16 protein-coding genes are annotated in these 18,316 nt (G+C 61.9%); 6 read left to right on the top strand and 10 right to left on the bottom strand.

What is annotated here, in order from left to right; genetic code table 11:
- Window positions 1-26 precede the first annotated feature (26 nt).
- Together J3456_RS02165 and J3456_RS02160 are read right to left on the bottom strand one after the other, a co-directional pair.
- Window positions 27-281, bottom strand: coding sequence for a DUF7218 family protein (locus J3456_RS02165; protein ID WP_349578699.1), 255 nt, complete (start codon window positions 279-281; stop codon window positions 27-29).
- A gap of 105 nt (window positions 282-386) precedes the next feature.
- On the bottom strand, window positions 387-1,919 hold the full coding sequence (locus J3456_RS02160; RefSeq protein WP_349578698.1) for an acyl-CoA carboxylase subunit beta: 1,533 nt from the start codon (window positions 1,917-1,919) through the stop codon (window positions 387-389).
- 169 nt (window positions 1,920-2,088) lie between these two features.
- Here J3456_RS02160 and J3456_RS02155 point away from each other — a divergent pair, with 169 nt between their 5' ends.
- Both J3456_RS02155 and J3456_RS02150 read left to right on the top strand, forming a co-directional pair.
- Window positions 2,089-3,303, top strand: a complete 1,215-nt coding sequence (locus J3456_RS02155) for a multidrug effflux MFS transporter (protein WP_067935149.1) — start codon at window positions 2,089-2,091, stop codon at window positions 3,301-3,303.
- Window positions 3,304-3,382: 79 nt separating this feature from the next.
- Complete coding sequence (locus J3456_RS02150; RefSeq protein WP_349578697.1) at window positions 3,383-4,783, top strand: helix-turn-helix domain-containing protein; 1,401 nt, start codon at window positions 3,383-3,385, stop codon at window positions 4,781-4,783.
- Here the strand turns inward: J3456_RS02150 and J3456_RS02145 are convergent, their stop codons facing one another.
- The 6 genes from J3456_RS02145 to J3456_RS02120 form a co-directional block, all read right to left on the bottom strand.
- Window positions 4,784-5,458: a thermonuclease family protein gene (locus tag J3456_RS02145; RefSeq protein ID WP_349578696.1), complete on the bottom strand. Its 675-nt coding sequence runs from the start codon at window positions 5,456-5,458 to the stop codon at window positions 4,784-4,786.
- Between the two features lie 61 nt (window positions 5,459-5,519).
- The gene (gene betA, locus J3456_RS02140; protein ID WP_349578694.1) at window positions 5,520-7,178 is read right to left on the bottom strand and encodes a choline dehydrogenase; all 1,659 of its coding nucleotides are present in this window, start codon (window positions 7,176-7,178) and stop codon (window positions 5,520-5,522) included.
- Window positions 7,179-7,264: 86 nt separating this feature from the next.
- A complete protein-coding gene (betB, locus tag J3456_RS02135) occupies window positions 7,265-8,722 on the bottom strand; it encodes a betaine-aldehyde dehydrogenase (RefSeq protein ID WP_349578693.1) in 1,458 nt (485 codons plus the stop codon).
- Window positions 8,723-8,798: 76 nt separating this feature from the next.
- Complete coding sequence (gene betI / locus J3456_RS02130; RefSeq protein ID WP_120351550.1) at window positions 8,799-9,374, bottom strand: choline-binding transcriptional repressor BetI; 576 nt, start codon at window positions 9,372-9,374, stop codon at window positions 8,799-8,801.
- 92 nt (window positions 9,375-9,466) lie between these two features.
- A complete protein-coding gene (locus tag J3456_RS02125) occupies window positions 9,467-10,396 on the bottom strand; it encodes a DMT family transporter (protein WP_349578692.1) in 930 nt (309 codons plus the stop codon).
- Window positions 10,397-10,451: 55 nt separating this feature from the next.
- Window positions 10,452-11,051, bottom strand: coding sequence for a LysE/ArgO family amino acid transporter (locus J3456_RS02120; RefSeq protein ID WP_349578691.1), 600 nt, complete (start codon window positions 11,049-11,051; stop codon window positions 10,452-10,454).
- Window positions 11,052-11,139: 88 nt separating this feature from the next.
- Between J3456_RS02120 and J3456_RS02115 the strand changes: the two genes are divergently transcribed.
- The gene (locus J3456_RS02115) at window positions 11,140-12,021 is read left to right on the top strand and encodes a LysR family transcriptional regulator ArgP (RefSeq protein WP_349578690.1); all 882 of its coding nucleotides are present in this window, start codon (window positions 11,140-11,142) and stop codon (window positions 12,019-12,021) included.
- Here J3456_RS02115 and J3456_RS02110 read toward each other — a convergent pair.
- Window positions 12,018-12,758, bottom strand: a complete 741-nt coding sequence (locus J3456_RS02110; protein WP_349578689.1) for a YebC/PmpR family DNA-binding transcriptional regulator — start codon at window positions 12,756-12,758, stop codon at window positions 12,018-12,020. The two genes, J3456_RS02115 and J3456_RS02110, sit on opposite strands and share 4 nt — an antisense overlap.
- A 119-nt stretch (window positions 12,759-12,877) precedes the next feature.
- On the opposite strand from J3456_RS02110, the gene J3456_RS02105 reads away from it, so the two are divergent.
- Both J3456_RS02105 and J3456_RS02100 read left to right on the top strand, forming a co-directional pair.
- On the top strand, window positions 12,878-14,650 hold the full coding sequence (locus J3456_RS02105; RefSeq protein WP_349578688.1) for an SLC13 family permease: 1,773 nt from the start codon (window positions 12,878-12,880) through the stop codon (window positions 14,648-14,650).
- Window positions 14,651-14,729: 79 nt separating this feature from the next.
- Complete coding sequence (locus J3456_RS02100) at window positions 14,730-15,587, top strand: bile acid:sodium symporter family protein (protein ID WP_349578687.1); 858 nt, start codon at window positions 14,730-14,732, stop codon at window positions 15,585-15,587.
- 69 nt (window positions 15,588-15,656) lie between these two features.
- On the opposite strand, the gene J3456_RS02095 is transcribed toward J3456_RS02100, so the two are convergent.
- Window positions 15,657-16,961: a hypothetical protein gene (locus J3456_RS02095; protein WP_349578686.1), complete on the bottom strand. Its 1,305-nt coding sequence runs from the start codon at window positions 16,959-16,961 to the stop codon at window positions 15,657-15,659.
- Window positions 16,962-17,280: 319 nt separating this feature from the next.
- Between J3456_RS02095 and J3456_RS02090 the strand changes: the two genes are divergently transcribed.
- Window positions 17,281-18,315: a hypothetical protein gene (locus J3456_RS02090; protein ID WP_349578685.1), complete on the top strand. Its 1,035-nt coding sequence runs from the start codon at window positions 17,281-17,283 to the stop codon at window positions 18,313-18,315.
- The last annotated feature ends 1 nt before the right edge of the window (window position 18,316 follow it).

The following is an 18,316-nucleotide window of genomic DNA, read 5'->3' as shown; positions in this document are numbered from 1 at the left end:
CAGGCAAGCTCGGCGCAGCAGAGCGCCTAGTGATTGCGCAAAGCCTCGATCAGCGCGTCCTTGTCCATGCCCGAGCGCCCCTCGATCCCGAGCTCCTGCGCCCGGTCGTAGAGGTCGTCTTTGGTCCAATCCTCGTAGGGCGGCTGCTTGCCCCCCTTCTTGCCGGGATGCTGACTGTCGTTGGCCTGCGCATTGGCGATGCGGGCGGCTTTCTCCTTGCTCGCCCCATCCTCGCGCAGGGACTTGTAGGTTTCTTCGTCCTTGATTGATGAATTCGGCATGATCCGGTCCTCCTTTGCAAGGAAAACCGCCCAGTCCGCCGAGGGTTCCGCGCACGGCCTCGGTGGGATCGGTATTTAAGAAAGGATGAAGCTGCATGATGGTGCTCAGAGCGGAATGTTGTCGTGTTTCTTCCACGGGGTCTGCACTTTTTTGTTGCGTAGTGACGCGAAGGCGCGGGCGACCCGTTTGCGGGTGCTGCGGGGCTGGATCACCTCGTCGATGAAACCGCGCTCGGCGGCGACGAAGGGATTGGCGAAACGGTCTTCGTAATCCTTCGTGTGTTTGGCGATCTTTTCGGGATCGTTCAGATCCTTGCGGTGGATGATCTCTGTCGCGCCTTTGGCCCCCATTACGGCGACTTCGGCGGTGGGCCATGCGTAGTTGAAATCCGAACGAAGGTGTTTGGAGGCCATCACGTCATAGGCGCCGCCATAGGCTTTGCGCGTGATCACGGTGACCATCGGCACGGTCGCCTCGCCGTAGGCGAAAAGCAGTTTCGCGCCGTGTTTGATGACGCCGCCGAATTCCTGACCGGTGCCGGGCAGGAAGCCGGGCACATCCACGAGGGTCAGGATCGGGATTTCGAAAGCATCGCAGAACCGCACGAAACGGGCCGCTTTACGCGAGCTGTCGATGTCGAGGCAGCCCGCCAGCACCATCGGCTGGTTGGCGACCACGCCGACGGTGCGGCCCTCAAGGCGGATAAAACCGGTGATGATGTTCTTGGCGAATTCCTCCTGGATTTCGTAAAAGTCGCCCTCATCCGCCAGTTTGAGGATCAGTTCCTTCATGTCGTAGGGGGTGTTTGCGTTCGACGGCACCAGCGTGTCGAGCGAGGGCTCGATCCGGTTGGGATCGTCGAAGAAGGGGCGGACCGGGGGTTTCTCGCGGTTGTTGGCGGGCAGCAGATCGACGAGGCGGCGCACTTCGGCCAGCGCCTCTACGTCATTTTCGAACGCCGCATCGGCGACCGAGGATTTGCGCGTGTGGGTCGAAGCGCCACCCAATTCCTCGGCGGTGACGACTTCGTTGGTGACGGTTTTCACCACGTCGGGGCCGGTGACGAACATGTAAGAACTGTCTTTGACCATGAAGATGAAGTCGGTCATCGCTGGCGAATAGACCGCGCCGCCCGCGCAGGGGCCCATGATGACGCTGATCTGCGGGATCACGCCGGAGGCTTCGATGTTGCGCTGGAAAACCTCGGCATAGCCCGCGAGGCTTGCCACGCCTTCTTGGATACGTGCGCCGCCGGAATCGTTAATGCCGATCACGGGCGCGCCGTTCTGCACCGCCATGTCCATAATCTTGCAGATTTTCTGGGCGTGGGTTTCCGAAAGGGAACCGCCGAAGACGGTGAAGTCCTGACTGAAGACATAGACGAGGCGGCCGTTGATCGTGCCCCAGCCGGTGACCACGCCATCGCCTGCGGGCTTTTGATCCTGCATGCCGAAATCGGTGCAGCGGTGGGCGACGAACATGTCAAATTCTTCGAACGAGCCTTCGTCGAGCAGTAGATCGACACGCTCCCGCGCGGTGAGCTTGCCGCGACCGTGCTGCGCATCGATCCGTGCCTGACCGCCGCCCAAACGCGCATCTTCGCGGCGCCGCTCCAGTTGTTCGAGAATGTCTTTCATGACGCACCCCTATTGTGATTTCGGCCAGTCTATCGGAGGAGCGCAACTGACCAAAGGGCAATCTTGCAAATTTGCAAATTCAATACAGGAACATCCAAGCAAATCGCAAAGCTGCAAAACAATCTAGTTAACATGGACATTTCCCATGCCCCCGGCTACTTGCATTTGCATGAGCGATATCCCCAAAGTCCGGTATCTAGATCGGACGACCCCGCCCCATATTTCAACGCTGATCCTGCTGGCCGGGCTTTCGGCCATGGTGATGAACATCTTTCTCCCCAGTCTGCCGAAGATGGCAGAGCATTTTGGCACGGATTACGCGGTGATTCAGCTTTCAGTGCCGCTTTACCTGTTCTTCAGCGGCATACTGCAGATTTTCATTGGGCCGATATCCGACAACCTCGGGCGGCGGAGGGTGATGCTTTGGGGGCTGGGCCTGTTCCTTGCCGCCACGGTCGGCTGCTTGCTTGCCCCGAACATCGCCGTGTTCCTCGTCTTTCGGATGGCGCAGGCCGTCATTGCCACGGGCATGGTGCTGAGCCGTGCGGTGATCCGCGACCTCTATACCCAAGACGAATCGGCCTCCATGATCGGTTATGTCACCATGGGCATGGCGCTGGTGCCGATGATCAGCCCGGCCTTGGGCGGCTTGTTGGAGCAGGGATTTGGCTGGCAGGCCTCCTTTTGGGCGATGCTGATCCTCGGCGGGCTGGTGTTCTGGGTGGCTTGGGCGGATTTGGGCGAAACCGCCCGTGCCAGTGGCAAATCGCTGGGCCAGCAGTTCGGCGAATACCCTGAACTGCTCCGCTCGCCGCGGTTTTGGGGCTATGCGCTTGCGACAGGTTTCTGCTCGGGCGCTTTCTTTGCCTATCTCGGCGGCGCGCCCTTTGTGGGCACCGTGGTTTTCGGGATGGAGCCTGCGGTGCTGGGCCTTTATTTCGGCGCGCCTGCGATCGGTTATTTCATCGGCAACTTCATCACCGCGCGCACCGCGACCCGCTTTGGCGTCAATACGCTGGTGCTCTGGGGCTGCATCTCAAATGCCGTGGGGGGCACGGTGTCGTTGCTGATATTCCTTGCGGGATACGGTTCCCCGCTCAGCTTTTTCGGGCTGATGACGCTGGTGGGGCTGGGCAATGGCCTGTGCATTCCCAACGCCACGGCCGGGATGCTGTCGGTGCGCCCGCATCTGGCGGGCACGGCCTCTGGGCTTGGCGGGGCGATCATGATCGTCGGTGGCGCGGCGCTGAGCGCGCTGGCTGGGGCCCTGCTCACGCCAGAGACCGGGGCCTATCCGCTATTGTGGTTGATGCTGCTGACCGCCATCGCCTCGGTCGCCTCCATCTGGGTGGTGATCCGGCGCGAGAAAGCTCTGGGGCTTTAACTTCCGCCTCCCTCGGGCTTGCGAGCGGAGGTTTGCAAAGCTACGCTGCCGTGAAATGCAAATTTGCAAAGGTGCGCGGATGGCGATCCAGAAACTCTATGCCGGTGTGAAACTGCGAGAGACCCGCACCCGCGCGGGGCTGACGCAGAAAGACTTCGCCGCCCGGCTTGGCGTCTCTTTGCCCTATCTCAACCAAATGGAAAACAACAACCGGCCCGTCAGCACCAATGTGGTGCTGGCGCTGGCGTCGGAGTTCAGGCTCGACGTGACCGAGCTTTCCAGCGGTGATGGAGAGCGATTGGTGAGCGATCTGCGCGAGGCGTTGGCCGATCCGATCTTCGCCGGAAAGACACCCCCGGTGGCCGATCTGCGCCTCACCGCCTCTAACGCGCCGGAGCTGGCTCATGCCTTTCTCGCCCTGCACCAAAGCTACCGGCAGGTGCATGAACGGTTGGCCTCGCTGGACGAAGCCTTGGGCCGCGAGGACGCTCGGGCGATGCCCTCCCCTTGGGAGGAGGTGCGGGATTTCTTTCACTATTGCGATAATTACATTGATGCGGTCGACCGCGCGGCAGAGCATTTCGCCACCCGCGAGGGCACCGGTAACGATACGCGGGCGACCGCGGCAACCGCGCTTGAACGCGCTGGCGTGACCGTGATCTTTGAGGATGACGACCGCCTGCGCGCCTATGATCCCGCCCGCAAAACGCTGCATCTGTCGGCCCGCGCAGCCCCTGAGACACAGACCTTTCAAATGTTGCTCCAGGTGGCGCTGACCCAACAGGACGCGTTGCTAGAAGCGACACTTGATCTTGCCCGGTTCCACAGCGCCGCCGCCCGGGATATCGCCAAGATCGGGTTGGCCAATTATTTTGCCGGGGCGGCGCTGCTGCCTTATGGGCGTTTCCTGCAAAAGGCGCAGGACTGCCGCCATGATCTGGAGGTGCTGGCTGGGCATTTCGGCGCCTCGATTGAGCAGGTGGCGCACAGGCTTTCGACGCTCCAGCGGCCCGGCGCAAAGGGGGTGCCCTTCTTCTTCGTGCGGGTCGATCAGGCGGGCACGATCACCAAGCGCCATTCAGCCACCCGGTTGCAATTCGCGCGTTTTGGCGGGGCCTGTCCGCTTTGGAATGTCCACCGCGCGTTTGAAACGCCGGGAAGATTCTTGCGCCAATTGGCCGAAACGCCGGACGGGGTGCGCTATATCAGTCTGGCGCGGGACATCTCGAAACCGGCGGGGCGGTTTGGCGCGCCGGTGCGGCGTTATGCGATCTCACTGGGGTGCGAAGTGCGCCATGCGGCGGCACTCGTCTATGCCGATGGGATGGATGTCACCCGCAGCGATGCCTTTGAACCAATTGGCATTTCCTGCCGCATCTGTGAGCGACGGGATTGCCACCAACGCTCCGTCCCGCCGCTGGAACGAAAGTTGGTCGTCGACCAGCATCTGCGCGATACGCTGCCCTACCGGGTGGAGTGATCAGCGCCGCGCCCGCCGCCAGCCAGCACCGCGGGCTTCTGCTTCGGAACAGAACCAACGCTCTCCCTTGCGGGTACTGATGCGGGTGCGGCTATAGAAATCCTGCCCCGGCATATGGTAAATCTTGGTCCCTTTGGCGCTGATATTGCCCTTGATCTGGCAGCTCCCCTCAGGCCGGGCCGGTTCTGAACCGCTACGGCGGGTCACGCGGTAGCGAGCCGGAGAGACGGTCTTAAACCCATGAATGCCACGCCCTGCGACAAAGGCTGCTTTTTCCTCCAGATCATAGTCCATCGAATATTTGCGATAGGCAAAGGCCAGCCCTTCTTGCACAAGCGCCTGCCCCACGTCGACACCGCCGACATGGCAGCGGGCGACGATGCGATCATATCGGTCGCGGTCCAGCGCTTCACAGCGCGCTTCGGCCCCTTGGTATCTGTCGCGCACCTCTCTCGTTGTCCAATCGCCGCAGGCCCAAGCCTGCCCGCCATCGGTTTCGCAGGTCTGGCTTGCCTCAAGCGCGTCGATACCGTGCAGGCGGATGCGCGTGCCGCCAAGATCGAAAGTATCCCCATCAATCACGCGCACCAGACCCGACACGGTCTGCGCCCCAGCCGATACCGCTGCGAAACTCAGCGTGAGACTGAGGGCGAAAAGTGAACAAATCTTTAACATGGGGCAGGTATGACGCCCTGCCCCGCCAGCTTCAAGGGAGGAGATTAAGACAGGTTAATGATCAGCGCTGCGCCACCTGCCAATTGGGATGCAGCCAAGGTTCGTCATTCGCCCGAGGCAGCGGATCGCGGCCCAAAAGCAGGTCCGATACCTTTTCCCCCACCATGATCGAGGGCGCGTTAAGGTTGCCATTGGTGATGCGTGGAAAGATCGAACTATCGGCCACCCGCAGCCCTTCAACCCCAATCACCCGCGCCTGTGGGTCGACCACGGCGTTCGGATCGTCCGCCGCGCCCATGCGGCAGGTGCCACAGGGATGATAGGCGCTTTCCGCATGTTCGGCGATGAAACTGTCTAGCTCCGCATCCGATTGCAGCGCGTCGCCGGGTTGGATCTCATGTTTGACGAAAGGCTTGAAAGCCTCCTGCGCGAAAATCTCACGCGTGAGGCGGATACAGGTGCGGAACTCCTCCCAATCGTCGGGATGCGACATGTAGTTAAAGCGGATTTTCGGCGCATCTGCCGGGTCGGCTGACCGCAGGGTGATGTCGCCCCGCGACTTAGAGCGCATTGGCCCTGTATGAGCTTGAAACCCGTGCCCCTCCGCTGCCGCCTGCCCGTCGTAACGCACAGCGATGGGCAGAAAATGGTATTGAATATCAGGGTATTCCACGCCGGGCTTCGAGCGGATGAAGGCCGCGGATTCGAACTGATTAGAGGCGCCCATACCGGTCTTGGTAAAGAGCCACTGCGCGCCGATGACAGCCTTCGACAGCAAGTTCCAATGTTTATAGAGCGTGATCGGCTGGCTGGAGGCCATCTGAATATAAAGCTCCAGATGGTCTTGTAGGTTCTGCCCTACGCCGGGGCGGTCTGCGACGACATTGATGCCGTGCTGCGCCAGATGGCCCGCCGGGCCGATCCCCGACAGCATCAGCAGTTTCGGCGAGTTGATCGATGACGCGGCCAGCACCACTTCGCGCTGTGCACGGATGATCTCTGTGCGGTTGCCGCGCTTGACCTCGACCCCTACGGCGCGGCCCTCTTCGATCACCACGCGCTGCGCCAGCGCGCGGATCAGCGTCACATTCCCGGTTTTCTGTGCGGGCCGCAGGTAGGCATTGGCCGCCGACCAGCGGCGCCCGTTCCAGACGGTCTGCTCCATCGGGCCAAAGCCCTCTTGTTTCTCGCCGTTGTAATCTTCGGTCATCTGGTAACCGGCCTGCGAGCCCGCCTGTACGAAAGCGTCGAACAAAGGGTTCGCGCGCGGCCCACGGCTGACATGCAAAGGCCCGTCCTTGCCGCGCCATGCCGCATCCCCGCCATGGCCATTCTCGTGCCAGGTCTCCATGCGTTTGTAATAGGGCAGCACGTCAGCATAGCCCCAGCCCTGCGCGCCGCTTTCCTCCCAATGGTCGAAATCCTTGGCATGGCCGCGCACATAGACCATCCCATTGATCGAGGACGACCCGCCGATCACCTTGCCACGCGGGCAGACCAGCTCGCGCCCGTTCAGATGCGGCTCGGGTTCGGATTTATAGCCCCAGTCATAGCGCGGCATGTTCATCGGATAGCTAAGCGCCGCGGGCATCTGAATGAACGGCCCCGCGTCGCTGCCGCCATGTTCAATGACGATCACCTTGCGGCCCGCCTCGGCCAGACGGTAGGCCATGGCGCAGCCCGCAGACCCCGCCCCGACGATTACAAATTCAGCTTCCATTCCACTTACCTTCCGCAAATCCGCACGGGTGCGGGGCAGCGCCCGACGTTGTCGGCTTTATGCGCTGCGGCCTAATTTTCCGTTGCTTAGAACGGCGCTTCGACATCGCCCATGCGGACGTAGACCGACTTCAACTGGCTATAATGGTTGATCGCGGCCTTAGAGTTTTCGCGGCCCACGCCGGAGTTCTTCATGCCCCCGAAGGGTGCTTCGACCGGCGCATCGTTATAGGTGTTGATGTAGCAGGTGCCCGCCTCAAACCCGGCGGCCACGCGATGTGCGCGGGTCAGGTTTTGGGTAAAGACACCGGCGGCGAGGCCGAATTCCGTGGCATTGGCACGGGCCATAACCTCAGCCTCATCCTCAAAATCGAGCACCGCCATGACGGGGCCGAAAATCTCTTCGCGGGCGATTACCATATCGTCTTTGACATCCGCGAAAACGGTGGGCTGCATGTAGAAACCGTCGCGCTCAATCCGTTTGCCGCCATAGACCAGCCGCGCGCCCTCGGCCTCACCCTTCGCCACATAGTCCAGTGCGATCTGCATCTGCCGTTCGCTGACCATGGGGCCAAAGCTGGTGTTAGGGTCCATCGGGTCACCGATCACGGCATTTTCCAACCGCTCAGACAGCCGCGCAATAAACGCCTCCTTGATATCGCGGTGCACAAAGACCCGCGTGCCGTTCGAACAAATCTGGCCGGAGCTATAGAAGTTGCCCAAGATCGCGCCGCTCACGGCATTGTCGATATCGGCATCCTCAAAGACGATCATGGGGGATTTGCCGCCCAACTCCATCGTGACATGTTTGATGCCCTCGGCGGCGGCGGCATAGACCTTGCGGCCCGTTGGGACGGATCCGGTCAGCGACACCTTGTCGACGCGGCTGTCGGTGACCAGCGATTGACCCACCTCGCCCATGCCCTGCACCACGTTGAACAGGCCCGCGGGCAGCCCGGCCTCAATGAGTATCTCAGCCACTTTCAGCGCACAAAGCGGTGTTGTCTCGGACGGTTTGAAGATCATCGCATTGCCGCAGGCAAGCGCGGGCGCGGCTTTCCAGCAGGCGATCTGCGTGGGGTAGTTCCACGCGCCGATGCCCACGCACAGGCCAAGCGCCTCGCGGCGGGTATAGACCCAATCTTCGCCCAATTGAATATGCTCGCCCGTCAGGCTGCCCGCCAGACCGCCGAAATACTCCAGCGCGTCGGCCCCGCTGGTGGCATCGGCGACCGAGGTCTCCTGATAGGGTTTGCCGGTGTCATAGGTCTCCAGCACCGACAGGTCGTGGTTGCGTTCGCGGATCATGTCGGCGGCGCGGCGCAGGATGCGGCCCCGCTCGGTGCCTGTCATCGCAGCCCATGCGGCCTGCGCCTTGCGAGCCGAGGTGATGGCTTGTTCAACGATCGCAGGCGTGGCGGCATAGAGCGTGGCGATCGTCTCGCCCGTGGCGGGATAGATCACCGGGATTGGCGTGCCCTCCGTGTCTTCGACATAGGCGCCGTCGATGAAATGGCTGGCTGTGGGTTGGGGATCATAGGACATCAAAGATACTTTCTTGCCTGAGGCGCAGAGTGTTCGAAGAGGCGGAGTGCGGCAATGCCGCCCTTCTCCGCAGTGTTCAGCGGCCCGCTTTCAGCAGCAAGTCGAGGGTATAGAGCGCGCGGGTCATGGCTTCGGCAGCGCTGACATCGTCCGACAGCGCGGCGCGCAGATAGAGCCCATCAATCAGCGCCGCCAATGTGTCGGCGTCGCCCTCGGGTTGGGGGCTGATCGGCCGCAGCGCATGGGTGAGGTTGGAGCGCAGTCGGCTTTGGTAAGCCGTCAGCAGACGCCGCGTTTCGGGATTGGTGCGGGCATGGGCATAAAGCGTCATCCACGCGCTGATCGTGCCGGGGTGAAAGCCGGTGTCGTCGAAACTCGCCACAATGATCGCCGCCGCCCGGTCATGTGGTGTGCGGGCCGTGGCCAGCCGTTCGCGCACCCCAGCGGCATATTCCGACAGGATATGACGCATCGCGGCGAGGAATATCTGATTCTTGCCGCCGAAATAGTGATGCGCCAGCGCGCTCGACATGCCCGCCCGCTTGGCAATCTGGCTCACCGTCACATCAAGCGACTGAGCTTCGCCAATCTCGGCGATGGTGGCTTTGACCAGCGCAGAGCGGCGAATGGGTTCCATTCCGACTTTGGGCATTGGATTCGGGTCCTTGGGGCAGTGACGACCACCTCAGGATAGGGGATTTTTTATTGACGCGTCAATCAAGTTCCCGAAGGCCGCGGTCTCCGTCAGAATTTCGTGGCGTGAGAGGGCGGCGTGACCTGCCGTTTCAGCATCGCCTCACGCCATGTGATAAAGGTGACCGAGCCCAAGATCACCGCGCCGCCCAGCACCACCCAGATGTCCACCGGCTCGGCAAAGACCACCACACCAAGGATTGTGGCCCAGACCAATTGCAGGAATGTCACCGGCTGCGTCACCGTCACTGGAGCGGCGGCGAATGCCAGCGTCATGGTGAAATGCCCCGCTGTGGCGAAAAAGGCGACGCCGGCGAGGATCAGCAACTCCTGCGCGGTGGGCGTGATCCAAACGGTGAAGGCGAAGGGCGCCAGCCCGATGGTGACGAAGATCGACAGCATGGTGACGATCATCACAGGCCGCGCTTCATCCGCCAGCACTTTGGCCAAGAGGTAGGACCCCGCAAACACCACCGCTGCCAGCAGCATCGCCAGATGCCCGGTTGAAACTTCGCGAAAGCCGGGCCGCAGGATAATCGCCGCCCCTGCCAGCCCCAGACAAACGGCCACAATACGCCGCGCCGCGAGCTTTTCGCCCAGAAAAATCGCAGCACCCACGGTGACATAGATCGGCGCGAGATAGTTCATCGCCGTGACCTCGGCAATCGGCAGGCGGGTCATGGCATAGAACCACAAGATCACGCCGCCCGCGTGGAAGAACCCGCGCAGACCGAACAGCCCCCACTGCCGCCTGCTAACGGGGGTCGACAAAAGCGACCGCAGGATCGGCAGGACAAAGACCAGCCCCATGGCGTAGCGCAGGAATGCCGCCTCTGCCGAGGGCAGGCGCGGCCCCATGTATTTGACCAGCGCAGTCACGCCGATGAAACACGCCCCCGTCACCAGCATCCAAAAGACCCCGACAAGCGGGCGATTGGCGGGAACGGGGATGTCGGGGGTTGTGGCCGGGTTTTGTGTCATGCCGCGACCCTTTCCCAAAGCGCAGGTAAGGGCAAGATGGCCGCGGCACTTTTATTCACATCGCAAGCAATTTGAGCGCAATTGCCCACATGGTCAAGGCGATCAGTGCATCTAAAACCTGCCAACTGCGCGGCTTGGCAAAGAGCGGCGCAAGTAGCCGCGCGCCATAACCAAGGGCAAAGAAGAACACGAAACTCGCCAGCGCTGCGCCGATGCCAAAGCTCAGGCGGTCGGGATATTGCGCCGAGATCGAGCCAAGCAGCACCAATGTGTCGAGATAGACATGCGGGTTCAGCCAGGTCAGAGCCAGCAGGGTCAGGACTGCCTTGCCCAAGCTGCGGGTGGCCTGCCCTTCGGCCTCCAACCCCTCACCGCCGCGCCATGCCGACACGGCATTGCGCCAGCCGTACCACAGCAAAAAAGCCGCGCCGCCGTAGCGCATCAATGGGCCAAACCACGGTGCCGCTTCGGCCAGCGCGCCAAAACCAGCCACACCAGCAGTGATCAAGATCGCGTCCGAGGTGGCGCAGACCAAAACCACCACCAGCACATGCTCGCGCCGCAGCCCTTGGCGCAGGACAAAGGCGTTCTGAGCGCCGATGGCCATGATGAGAGTGAGGCTGAGAGCGAAGCCGGGGAGGAATGAGGTCAGCATTGGGGCGTCCTGTCTTGGGTTGCTTTTGCCTACCGCGGCGGTACAGATTACTCAAATTCAATAGTCTTTGCTTGGATTAGAAAAACTTATGCAGCTAGACAGCGCCCAACTGACCGCTTTGGCGAGCATCCTGCGACTTGGCAGTTTTGACGCGGCGGCGGCAGCGCTCGGGGTTACCCCCTCCGCCATTTCGCAGCGGTTAAAGGCGCTGGAGGATCGGGTCGGCACCACGCTGGTTTTGCGCGGCCAGCCCTGTACAGGCACGCCTACGGGCCAGCGGCTTGCAAAACACGCCGAAGACGTGGCCCTGCTCGAAGCGCAGGCATTGGGTGTCAGCGGCAACACTTCCCCGCCCCGGTTGCGGCTGGCGTTGCCTGCGGATGTTCTGGCGACATGGCTCATCCCGGCCTTGGCGCAGATACCGGAGATGCTGTTTGATCTGGTGATCGACGATCAAGACACCTCCGCCGATTGGCTGCGGCGTGGAGAGGTCAACGCGGCTGTGACCGGACAAGCCCGTGCCGCCCCGGGCTGTGATGTGCGGCCCTTGGGCGCGCTGCGCTACCACCCCACCGCCAGCCCCGCCTATATGAAGAAATGGTTTGCCCAAGGCGTCACCACCGAGACACTGAGCCAAGCGCCGATGCTGACCTTTAACCGCAAGGATCAACTGCAGGGGCGCTGGCTGATGCAGAAAACCGGGCAGCGGCTGACCCCGCCCAGCCACCACCTGCCCTCAAGCCACGGCTTCGTGGCGGCGGCGCGCGAAGGCTTGGGCTGGGGCATGAACCCTGCCCCTCTGGTGGCGAAGGATATGGAGATGGGCCGTCTCGTCTCGCTCGACGACGCACTGCCATTGGATGTGCCGCTCTACTGGCAGGTCGCGCGGATCATGGCGCCCGCGCTTGCCCCGCTCACCGCTGCCATTCGGGCCGCGGCGCGCGAGGCGCTGGTACAAGGGGTGCGTTAAAGCTGCGCCATAACCTCGTCGGAGGCTTCGAAATTGGTGGTGACGCGCTGCACGTCGTCGTCTTCCTCAAGCGCATCGACCAGCTTCATCAGCTTTTCCATGGCCTCAAGATCCATCTCTGTCGTCGTGACCGGACGCCAGATCAGCTTGGTTGATTCCGACTCGCCCAGTTCCGCCTCAAGCGCTGTCGAGACTTCGTTGAGATCGGTGTCGGCGCAATAGATGACGTGACCGTCTTCGGAACTCTCTACGTCCTCAGCCCCGGCCTCAATCGCCGCCATCATCACAGTGTCCGCGTCGCCCACGGCAGCGGGGTAGATCACCTCACCCTTACGCTCGAACATAAAGCCGACCGAGCCTGTCTCGCCCAGATTGCCACCGTTCTTGGTGAAGGTCGAGCGCACGGTCGAAGCGGTGCGGTTGCGGTTGTCGGTCATCGCCTCGACGATCACGGCAACGCCGTTGGGGCCATAGCCCTCATAGCGGATTTCTTCGTAATCCTCGCCCTCACCGCCCACGGCCTTCTTGATGGCGCGTTCGATGTTGTCCTTAGGCATGGACTGACCCTTGGCCTCTTTCACGGCCATGCGCAGGCGCGGGTTCTTTTCCGGGTCGGGGTCGCCCATCTTGGCCGCGATGGTGATTTCCTTGGAAAGTTTGGAAAACACCTTGGCGCGCAGCTTGTCCTGACGGCCCTTGCGATGCTGGATGTTTGCCCATTTGGAGTGACCGGCCATGAATACCTCGTTCTGGCAATGCGTTTGCGCCACTCTATATGCCAGCATCACCGCTGGAACAAGCCACCCGGCCTGTGCTTAGCTTTCCGCCGATGAGGCAACCACGTTAGACCGTATATATGACCACAGATCAGATTATTCTTTTTACCCTCTTTGGCGCGGTCTTTGGCCTGCTGCTCTGGGGCCGCTTTCGTTATGACATCGTGGCCTTTGCGGCGCTGATGGCCGGGGTGGTGCTGGGCGTGGTCCCGACCGAGAACGCCTTTGACGGCTTTGGCCATCCGGCGACGCTGATCGTGGCGCTGGTGCTGGTGGTTTCCGCCGGGCTGGTGCGCTCGGGCGCGGTGATGTTGATCACCCGGACATTGGTGGACAGTTCGCGCTCGCTTGGGGCGCATATCTCTATCATGGGCGCTGTGGGCGGTGTGCTCTCGGCCTTTATGAACAACGTGGCGGCCTTGGCTTTGCTGATGCCTGTGGACATCCAGACTGCCCGAAAAGCGGGCCGCGCGCCGGGGCTGAGCCTCATGCCGCTGAGTTTTGCCACCATCCTTGGCGGGATGGCAACGCTGATCGGCACACCCCCCAATATCATCATCGCGTCGATCCGGCAGGAATCGCTGGGCGCGCCCTTCAAGATGTTCGACTTTGCCCCGGTGGGCGGTTTGGCCGCCATTGCCGGGCTGATCTTTGTGGCGCTGATCGGCTGGCGTTTGATCCCTGCCCGCGAAGACGCGATGATCGAGCCCGAGGATATCGCGGAATATATCGCAGAACTGACCGTGCCCGAAGGCAACAAACAGATCGGCAAGCGTTTGGCAGAGCTACAGGACGAAGCGCATCAAGCCGATGTGGCAATCCTTGGGCTGATGCGGGACGGCAAGAGGCGCTATGGCACCGCGCGCAACGTGGTGCTGCAGGCCGGGGACGCGATCGTGCTAGAAGCCACGCCCGACGCGCTGGACGAATTTCGCAGCACGCTGAACCTCGCGCTGGCGGACAGCGACCGTGAAGACCTGCTGCTGGCCGATGGCGAAGGGGTCGAGATTGTCGAGGTCGTGGTGACCGAAGCCTCGCGCCTCAACGGTCGCACGGCGCAGGCGGTGGGCCTCTCGTGGCGCCAGCGCACGGTGCTGCTGGGTCTGTCGCGGCAAGGCCGCAAGATCACCTCGCAGCTCCGCACGACCGAGCTGAAGCCCGGTGACATCCTCTTGCTGCTGGTGCCGCGCGATACGGTGGCCCATGTCACCGACTGGCTGGGCGTGCTGCCCTTGGCCGACCGTGGCCTTGCCGTGACCCAAGACAGCAAGACGTGGCTTGCCATCGGCATGTTCGCAGCTGCGGTGGCGGCGGCCTCCTTTGGGTTGATCTATCTGCCCATCGCGCTTGGGCTGGTGGTCGTGGGCTATGTGCTGGCCAAGATCGTGCCGCTGTCGGAGCTCTATACCCATATCGAATGGCCGGTGATCGTGCTTTTGGGCTCCATGATCCCGCTCGGCGCGGCGCTCGAGACTTCAGGCGGGACCGAGTTGATCGCGGGCGCGCTGGTGGGGCTGACCGAAGGGCTGCCCGCATGGGTCGTGCTGACGGTGCTTATGGTGGTGACCATGTCGCTGTCGGATGTGCTGAACAACACGGCGACGACAATTGTCGCCGCCCCGGTGGGCATCCAGATGGCGCAGACGCTCGGGGTGTCGCCCGACCCCTTCCTGATGGCGGTGGCGGTGGCGGCCTCTTCGGCATTCCTCACGCCGATTGGACATAAGAACAACACCCTGATCCTTGGCCCCGGCGGCTATTCCTTTGGCGACTATTGGCGCATGGGGCTGCCGCTAGAGATCATCGTTGTTGCCGTGTCGATCCCCGCGATCCTTGTCTTTTGGCCACTCTGACGTCGCGCCCCCGGCGCGCGTCAGGCTTGCCAGATCACATTAGCCGCCCCTAGGCTGATTTCAGCTTTAGGGGGGACAAATGGATATTCTAATCAACGTCGTACTGCCGCTGTCTTTGGCGATCATCATGCTGTCGCTGGGGGTGGGCCTCACGGTCCAAGACTTCACCCGCGTCGCAAAATACCCGCGCGCTTTCGGGTTGGGCGCGCTGTGCCAAGTGGTGCTGGTGCCCGCCGCCGCTTGGACCGTGGCCACGGCCTTTGGCCTCAGCGGAGAGCTGGCGGTGGGGCTGATGATCCTCTCCTTCTGCCCCGGCGGGGTGACCTCGAACATGATCAGCAAATTCGCGCGGGGCGATGTGGCGCTGTCGGTGACTTTGACGGCGGTCGTCTCGCTCCTGAGCATTCTGACCGTGCCGATCTTCACCGCCATCGCCGTGCGACATTTCATGGTCGATGCGGCCCCAGATGTGTCGGTCGCAACACTGGCCATGGCGATGTTTCTGATCACCACCCTGCCCGTCGCGCTTGGGCTGCTGCTGCGCCACGGCGCCCCTGCCTTGGCTCTGCGGATCGAGCCGGGTCTCTCGGCCCTCGCCGCGCTGCTTTTTGTGCTGATCGTGCTGGCCGCTTTGGCCGGGAACTGGAGCCTTTTTGCCGAGAACCTTGCCAGCCTCGGGCCTGCGCTCATCAGCTTTAACGTTGTTTTAATGCTGCTGGGGCTGGGCATCGCCGGGGCCGCAGGACTGGCGTGGCGGATGCGCAAGACGATTTCGATTGAGGTCGGCATTCAGAACGCCACGCTGGGCATCACCCTCGCCGCTTTGATATCGGGCCAAGCCTCGGGGTTCAGCGCCTACGCCCTGCCCTCGGCGGTCTATGGGATTACCATGTATCTGGTCGCCCTGCCCTTCGTGCTTTGGTTTCGCAAGCGCTGAGAGTGGGGGACCGCACAAACAAAAGGCGCGCCCCGAGGGACGCGCCTTTCATGTTTTGGGGACGGGCCATCAGGCCATGTCGAAAGCGTCGTCCTCACAGAGGTCGGGCTCTTCGTCTTCCTCCGAAGGCATGGAGGTAAGGCTGAGCGCGTCCATGAGAGCGGTCGCGGGGTCTGAGGTGTCGGCGCTGTCGGGGTCGGCATCCAGCGGATCAATACCTCCGGTGACGCCCAACACATCACCCTCTCCACTTTCATCAACATCGACGACGACACGCATACCGGCCAAGTCGATGTCCTCGAAGGACAGCGAACCACTGTTTGAAGAAAGGGTGAAGTTCGTCGACTTGACGCCATTATCCGGATCGTCGGCCGCCGGGTCGAACTTTAACCCTACGTCAAAGGTGCCCCCGGCACCGTTCACACCATCGTCCGCAGCCTGAATGTCACTCACATCCCGACTTCCGGCCGTTGGGAAGAAATAAAGCGTCTCTACTCCGCTGCCATCCGTCAGGTTGAAGTAGACTTCATCGATCTCCGCTTGGTTTCCTTCGAAATCGGCCTGCGACAGCGTGAAGAATAGCGTCCCGGTGTCAGTCTCGGTAACGGAGATATCGATCTCTTTTGGGTCGCCCATCGAAAAGTTCAGCGTAGGCTTGTCGTCACCACCAGTATCGGTGCCTTGCGTGCCACCTGACCCAGAACCCTTGGTGCCGCAAGAGCCGGAACCCTTCGTGCCGCCAGAGCCAGAACCCTTCGTACCACCCGAACCGGAGCCCTTCGTACCGCCAGAGCCGGAGCCCTTCGTGCCGCCAGAACCGGAACCTTTCGTGCCGCCAGAGCCAGAACCCTTCGTACCGCCAGAACCGGAGCCCTTCGTGCCACCAGAGCCAGAACCCTTCGTGCCGCCAGAGCCGGAACCCTTCGTGCCGCCAGAACCGGAACCCTTCGTGCCGCCAGAGCCGGAACCCTTCGTACCGCCAGAGCCGGAACCCTTCGTGCCGCCAGAGCCGGAGCCCTTCGTGCCGCCAGAACCGGAACCCTTCGTGCCGCCAGAGCCGGAACCCTTCGTGCCGCCCGAGCCGGAACCCTTTGTGCCGCCAGAGCCGGAGCCCTTCGTGCCGCCAGAGCCGGAACCCTTCGTACCACCAGAGCCGGAACCCTTGGTGCCGCCAGAACCAGAACCCTTGCCGTCATCGCTCCCGTCGAACTTCCCGGCCAGGTTTTCGTCATACCATTTCGCGAAGGAGGACCCCTCTACCCCGCCATTGTGATAGGACTTCGTTCCGCTGGCGTCGCAACCGCTGCCCGCCGCACCATCGGTGGACCAGCTATCGTCTTTACTGTTCCAACCTTTAGAGAATCTGTAACCCATGACACCAATCCCTCATATACTTTTGCAGTCGCGACCGCTTTTCAGCGCCACGTCCCCCACAGACTTGCGAAACTAACAGGCGCAATTCTATTTCGGCAAATTCTTTCCATTTTTTCGATGAATGAGGCCAGATGTCGACACAATCTCGAAACAGTAACGCGCCCCGCAGAGGCATTGTCCTTTGGTATAGGTCAAACATACCGAATGGCCGCGAATCACTTCGGCCGCATAGGGTCAAATTGCCTTTGTTTTGCCCAAAACGCGCCGTACCCTCGACCGTCGAAAGACCTAGACAGACGGAAACACCAGCGGAGGCCCCATGGCACGACCCAAGGAACAAAGCGCTCAGGCGCAAATCGTCGCAGCGGCGCGCAAGCATTTTGGTCAGGACGTAGCCCGGGTATCGGCACCCGGTGGTGAAAACCGGTCAAGTTTCCGGCTGCATCTGACCGATCGCACCGTCATCGCAACCCTGCGCCCGAACTTTCGCCGCACCCATTTGGAAGCCCATGTGCTGACCGAACTTGGCCGCCATTGCAGCGACCTGCCTGAATGTTTGGGCGTGGTGGGTGAGATCATGTTCCAATCCGATGTCGGCAAACGCCGCCTCAATGTCGAGGTCGCGCAGGTCGCGCCAGCGGTGCAGCTTGATCTGGCGGGAGAGGCCGTCTCGGCCATTTTCCGCATCCATGGCGCCGCGCGCCAGACCGAGTTGAACGCCATCATGCCGCATCTGGGCAACAACCGCGATTGGGTGCTGAACTTCGTTGATGCGGTGGACTTTCTAAAGGACCTCGGGGGCGGCATTTCAGACCAGTTCGACCGCACCGCCGCCTATGAACGTATCAACGCCCCGGCGCGGCAATTCGTGAAGTGGGACTGCCGTTCGGGCAATGCCGCGATTGGCCGGGACGACAAATTGCGCTGGTTCGACTTTGAATATGCCGGGCTGCGCCATGGCGCCGAAGACATCGCTTGGCTGATCGGGGATGAGGCGTGGCCCGTCGCCCCGCAGGCCATGGTCGACGTGGTGATCGACGCCTTCGATCCCACCTGCGGCATCACCCTGCCCGACTACCTCGATTACCTTTCGGTCTACCTGACCTTCCATGCGGTGCAGCGGCTTAAGCTGATCAGCAAGGAGGCCAAAAAACGTGGCTGGCTGAGCAAGGACCGCATTCGGCGCTATGATGACGCGGGCGTACACCCCGAGTTCGCGGCGCATATCTGCCGGGTTGGGGCCTATTTCTCAGACCAATCCGAACTCACCGCGCCGCTGACACGTAACTTCCTTGAGGCGCAGGCAGGCTTTGACGCGATCGTCGCTCAGACCGAAAAACAGCGCAGCGCCTGAC

Source organism: Sulfitobacter sp. NFXS29 (assembly GCF_040148765.1).
Lineage (GTDB): Bacteria > Pseudomonadota > Alphaproteobacteria > Rhodobacterales > Rhodobacteraceae > Sulfitobacter.
This window is presented reverse-complemented; position numbering and strand designations above follow the sequence as displayed.

What these genes read in the sequence shown, in the direction of transcription:
- J3456_RS02165 (WP_349578699.1), bottom strand. Translation starts at nt 281, where the DNA reads ATGCCGAATTCATCAATCAAGGACGAAGAAACCTACAAGTCCCTGCGC.
- J3456_RS02160 (WP_349578698.1), bottom strand. Translation starts at nt 1,919, where the DNA reads ATGAAAGACATTCTCGAACAACTGGAGCGGCGCCGCGAAGATGCGCGT.
- J3456_RS02155 (WP_067935149.1), top strand. Translation starts at nt 2,089, where the DNA reads ATGAGCGATATCCCCAAAGTCCGGTATCTAGATCGGACGACCCCGCCC.
- J3456_RS02150 (WP_349578697.1), top strand. Translation starts at nt 3,383, where the DNA reads ATGGCGATCCAGAAACTCTATGCCGGTGTGAAACTGCGAGAGACCCGC.
- J3456_RS02145 (WP_349578696.1), bottom strand. Translation starts at nt 5,458, where the DNA reads ATGTTAAAGATTTGTTCACTTTTCGCCCTCAGTCTCACGCTGAGTTTC.
- betA (WP_349578694.1), bottom strand. Translation starts at nt 7,178, where the DNA reads ATGGAAGCTGAATTTGTAATCGTCGGGGCGGGGTCTGCGGGCTGCGCC.
- betB (WP_349578693.1), bottom strand. Translation starts at nt 8,722, where the DNA reads ATGTCCTATGATCCCCAACCCACAGCCAGCCATTTCATCGACGGCGCC.
- betI (WP_120351550.1), bottom strand. Translation starts at nt 9,374, where the DNA reads ATGCCCAAAGTCGGAATGGAACCCATTCGCCGCTCTGCGCTGGTCAAA.
- J3456_RS02125 (WP_349578692.1), bottom strand. Translation starts at nt 10,396, where the DNA reads ATGACACAAAACCCGGCCACAACCCCCGACATCCCCGTTCCCGCCAAT.
- J3456_RS02120 (WP_349578691.1), bottom strand. Translation starts at nt 11,051, where the DNA reads ATGCTGACCTCATTCCTCCCCGGCTTCGCTCTCAGCCTCACTCTCATC.
- J3456_RS02115 (WP_349578690.1), top strand. Translation starts at nt 11,140, where the DNA reads ATGCAGCTAGACAGCGCCCAACTGACCGCTTTGGCGAGCATCCTGCGA.
- J3456_RS02110 (WP_349578689.1), bottom strand. Translation starts at nt 12,758, where the DNA reads ATGGCCGGTCACTCCAAATGGGCAAACATCCAGCATCGCAAGGGCCGT.
- J3456_RS02105 (WP_349578688.1), top strand. Translation starts at nt 12,878, where the DNA reads ATGACCACAGATCAGATTATTCTTTTTACCCTCTTTGGCGCGGTCTTT.
- J3456_RS02100 (WP_349578687.1), top strand. Translation starts at nt 14,730, where the DNA reads ATGGATATTCTAATCAACGTCGTACTGCCGCTGTCTTTGGCGATCATC.
- J3456_RS02095 (WP_349578686.1), bottom strand. Translation starts at nt 16,961, where the DNA reads ATGGGTTACAGATTCTCTAAAGGTTGGAACAGTAAAGACGATAGCTGG.
- J3456_RS02090 (WP_349578685.1), top strand. Translation starts at nt 17,281, where the DNA reads ATGGCACGACCCAAGGAACAAAGCGCTCAGGCGCAAATCGTCGCAGCG.